Below are 4110 nucleotides of genomic sequence, written 5' to 3' on the forward strand. Positions count from 1 at the left end.
AAGCAATCTCTTTTTTTGCGAAAACAGAAGAGTCTTTAATCAAAAAAATCACCTATAGATAGTATACTATATCTACAGGCGAAATTTAATCTTTCGGAATGTCCTTCAGGACATCTTTTTTATTTTGTTAGAGAAAAAAGTGATATAATATTTATATTGTTACATGTATAATGTAACAATAGGGTTTATCATATAGACAAGAAGAGAAATGAGAGGTAATTTATATGATAAACGAAAGAACATTAGCAAAACAATTATTAAATGCAGTATGGGATGAGAATGTAGAACTAGCAACGATTGTATTGGAGGCAGGGGCGGATCCAAATTGGATTTTTAATGGGTATCCAATTTTGTTGCATGCGGTCTTTACTTGTAACAAAGAAATGGTGATGACACTAATCGAAGCTGGGGCTACACAGGTAGAGGAAGCTTTAGGATTCGCTTTGGATCGCGGGATTGGGGAAATGGTGTTTCCACTTGCATTCTTAGGAATTGTACCGAAAGCTGAAAAAGTGAAGAAAGTATTTGGTCCTTATCCATCCCGTTACTGTCCACTTGATTATGTATATGAATGAAAGGTAGGATAAGTATGTCAAGAAGTGCTTCTTGTATTCAAATGTTATTGTTGTTGAAAGCTAGGGGCTTTATGAGTAGAAGTGAATTAGCGCAAGAACTTCAATGCAATGTCAGGAATATTGCAGAGTATAAAAAAGAATTAGAAGAGGCAGGCTATCACATAGATAGTACAACTGGTAAATTTGGTGGGTACACTCTACATCGAGGTACCCTTTTACCTGTGCATAGTTTCACTCCATATGAAGTAAGAGCACTTCAAGAGGCGCGCTTATTTATTCAAAGTCATCATGATTTTTTGATGCGACAAGAGTTTGAAAAAGCGATGGATAAAGTACAGGCAAATCTTGTATCTAATACAAAAGATAGAGATATTTATATGGAATATGATGTAGAACCTATTACAGAGCGTATGAGAAAAGCCATTGGGGTGTGTGAACAAGCCATCAAAAACGGATTAAGATTGGAGCTGGGGTATCGCTCATTGCGTTCTAAGGAAGTCCAAAAGGTACAGGTAATGCCTTATGAGATATTGAATTATAAAGGGAGTTATTATTGCGTTGGGTATTCTTTGAAAGCGAAAGATTATCGTACCTTTAAATTTAGTGAAGAGCGAATGAAAGAAGTTGTGATGTTAAATATTCCGTTTCAAAGGGATACGGAATTCAAACTAAAAGATCATATTGGGGAGAGTGGTTTGGTAAAAGATGAAGTGTTTGAACTGGATATGTATATTTATAGAGAACGTGCAAGACGTATTGCGGAGAAAAGAATAGGAATTGATCCTAAGATGGAATGGATGGATGAAGATACGTTACATTTTACAACCATCATGGAAGGGGAGATAGAGTGTATTGCATTTTTATTATCTTTAGGTGCAGATGTGACATTGTTGTCTCCAGAGCATTTGAAATTGAAAATGCTACAAATAATAAAAGATATGGGAGAGGCTTATTCTAATTCTAGTCATTCTCTGTTATAATTCTACATAAGAAAGAGAAGTGAACAGTATGTACCATTTGTCAGATATAAAAAAAATGGAACGTTGTCCTCGTTTTTTCTGGCTTTCCAGAAAAGAACGTAAGGATTTTGTGCCATTCATCAACTATAATGAAAATATGAGTGATTTAGTACGTGAATTTTTGATGATTCAAGATGCATTTGTTGGTAAAGTTGGAGATGAAGGTAGTCTTGCTTTGGATGCTTTTCATGAAAAGAAAACATTAGTAAATGCTCGTTTTGTGTATCGTGATTTACGTGTGAAAGTTCCTGTGTTAGTACAAGAGGCAGGCGTTGTTACCATGTATATGACGTATCGTAGTTGTTTTCCAAAAGAAAAGGAAGCACAATACATTGCGGATACGTTAAGTGTATTAGAAAAATTAGATATTCATGTAGATCAAGTGCTTGCGATTCATTTGAATGCTAATTATGTACGTGAAGAGGATTTGGATGTAAAAGAATTGCTTGTTGTTAATCAACGTTTGTTTAATAATAAAAATAAAGCACATACAAGTATTTATGAGCTTGTGGATGAATGTAAACGTGATATAGATGAAGTAATTGATGCGTTGATTGCATGTGAATCTATGAATGAGATTGCTTATGAACGTACAACCAACTGTACAAGAGGGTTGAAATGTTCTTTTTATGAAGATTGTTTTTATGAAGATGTGGAAGATACGTCTATTCTTCATCTTGTACAATCCGCGCATAAGTTTACGATGAAAGAAGAAGGAATAGATGATTTGAAAGATGTTGATGTGGAACGGATTGAAGGAACACGTCATCAATATGCACAAATTATGGCTGCCAAACTTGGCGGAGAATATGTTGATAGAAAAGCTTTACAATGTTGGATAAAGGATCATATTACATATCCGATTTCGTATTTGGACTTTGAATGGGAAACATATGCTTTTCCTCCTTATACTGGAATGAAGCCATATGATGTATTGACTTTTCAATATAGTTTACATGTGGAACATGCTCAAGAGGAAGAACTACAACATCATGGGTTTATTGGAGAAGGTGATTGTAGAGAAGCATTTATAAAAGATTTGTTGGCGAATGTGCCAAAGAATGGAAGCATTCTTGTGTTTAATATGGAAGGTGCAGAAAAACTACGATTGGTACAATTGGCACAACAATTCCCACAATATGAAGAAGAATTAAAACAAGTGTGGTTAAGAATGGTGGATTTATCATTGCCATTTTCTACTGGGAATGTATATGATTTAAGAATGCAAGGTGGATATTCTTTGAAAACATTGGTATCTGTTTATTCAGATTATACCTATCAAGATCTTGCGATTTCCTATGGCATGGATGCGGTAGATAAGTGGCGTCAATATCATGAAGCAAATTCAGAAGAAAAGAAGGAAATCTATGAACAACTTACCCAGTATTGTTCTATGGATACGTATGCAGAATATATTGTATATCATGCATTAAAAGAACTTGCTTCAAAATAAAAGGGAGGTGTCTGGATGTTTTATAACTTTTCGCAAGGACTACAAGAAATTGCCTATGAAGATGTAAAAGAAAACGATTTGGTGTTTGGGATTTGTAAAGGAACTGAATTGGAATTGTTTGTGAAACAATTTCAGTTTTCTGTGAATACACTACAAGAATACTTGCGTTCTTCTCATACGATTCATAAAATGGATTCGTATTATGGATATGATTTTGGACTATTACATGTGTTGCGCCCAAGTAAACAAGGGTTTCAAAAAATCAAAATTGCATTTTATGTAATGGAACACTTGGTGTTGGTAGTCTGTGATGATGAAGAATACGAAAAGACTTTATATGATGCAGTGGATAAGATGAATGCGAAAACATATTGTTTGGAGCATATCGTGAGTGCAGTAATGAACTGTGTCATTGCGGGAAATTTAAAGATGTTAGAAGACATTGAAAATAAACTAGCTGATTTGGATGAGGAAATCATAAATAATATAACGGATGGATTCAATCAGAAAACAAGGTTTATTCGTAATGATTTATTGTTTTTAACGCATTACTATGAACAACTAACAAATGTTTGTGAAGAACTCTTGCAAGATGAAAACAACTTCTTTGTGAATCAAGAAATTCATCACTTGCGTATTTTGGCAGATCGCATTACACGTTTAAATGGAAATGTGCATATGTTAAAGGACTATATGTTACAAATACGAGAAGCATGTCAATCACAAATGGATATAAATATGAATCGTATTATGTATATTTTTACAGTTGTAACGACTATCTTTTTACCACTTACCTTGATTGTAGGGTGGTATGGTATGAACTTTAAATTTATGCCAGAATTGCAGTGGCAATATGGTTATATTACGGTGATAGTTTTATCCGTATGCATTATCGTTGCATGTATTTGGTTCTTTCGAAAGAAAAAGTTGTTAAAATAAGTGTCAACCGTTTTTGAAAATGTCTCAAAAATAGTTAAACATTAGTACAGTCATTGCGATGCTTCATCGTTAGTAAATAATTTTGAAACGAAGCATGTTTCCATGGATGACTCATCGGTGGAAT

4 protein-coding genes are annotated in these 4110 nt (G+C 34.1%); all 4 read left to right on the plus strand.

Features of this window, described 5'->3' with window-relative positions; translation table 11 throughout:
• Nucleotides 1-224 precede the first annotated feature (224 nt).
• The 4 genes from ACWG42_RS14820 to ACWG42_RS14835 are packed head-to-tail and all read left to right on the plus strand — an operon-like array spanning nt 225 to nt 3986.
• The gene (locus ACWG42_RS14820) at nt 225-575 is read left to right on the plus strand and encodes a hypothetical protein (protein WP_455793337.1); all 351 of its coding nucleotides are present in this window, start codon (nt 225-227) and stop codon (nt 573-575) included.
• Nucleotides 576-589: 14 nt separating this feature from the next.
• Nucleotides 590-1555, plus strand: coding sequence for a helix-turn-helix transcriptional regulator (locus tag ACWG42_RS14825; RefSeq protein WP_455793338.1), 966 nt, complete (start codon nt 590-592; stop codon nt 1553-1555).
• A 55-nt stretch (nt 1556-1610) separates the two neighbouring features.
• Complete coding sequence (locus ACWG42_RS14830) at nt 1611-3047, plus strand: DUF2779 domain-containing protein (protein ID WP_455793339.1); 1437 nt, start codon at nt 1611-1613, stop codon at nt 3045-3047.
• Between the two features lie 15 nt (nt 3048-3062).
• Nucleotides 3063-3986, plus strand: coding sequence for a magnesium transporter CorA family protein (locus ACWG42_RS14835; RefSeq protein ID WP_455793340.1), 924 nt, complete (start codon nt 3063-3065; stop codon nt 3984-3986).
• Nucleotides 3987-4110: the final 124 nt, after the last annotated feature.

This window comes from Amedibacillus sp. YH-ame10 (genome assembly GCF_053848885.1).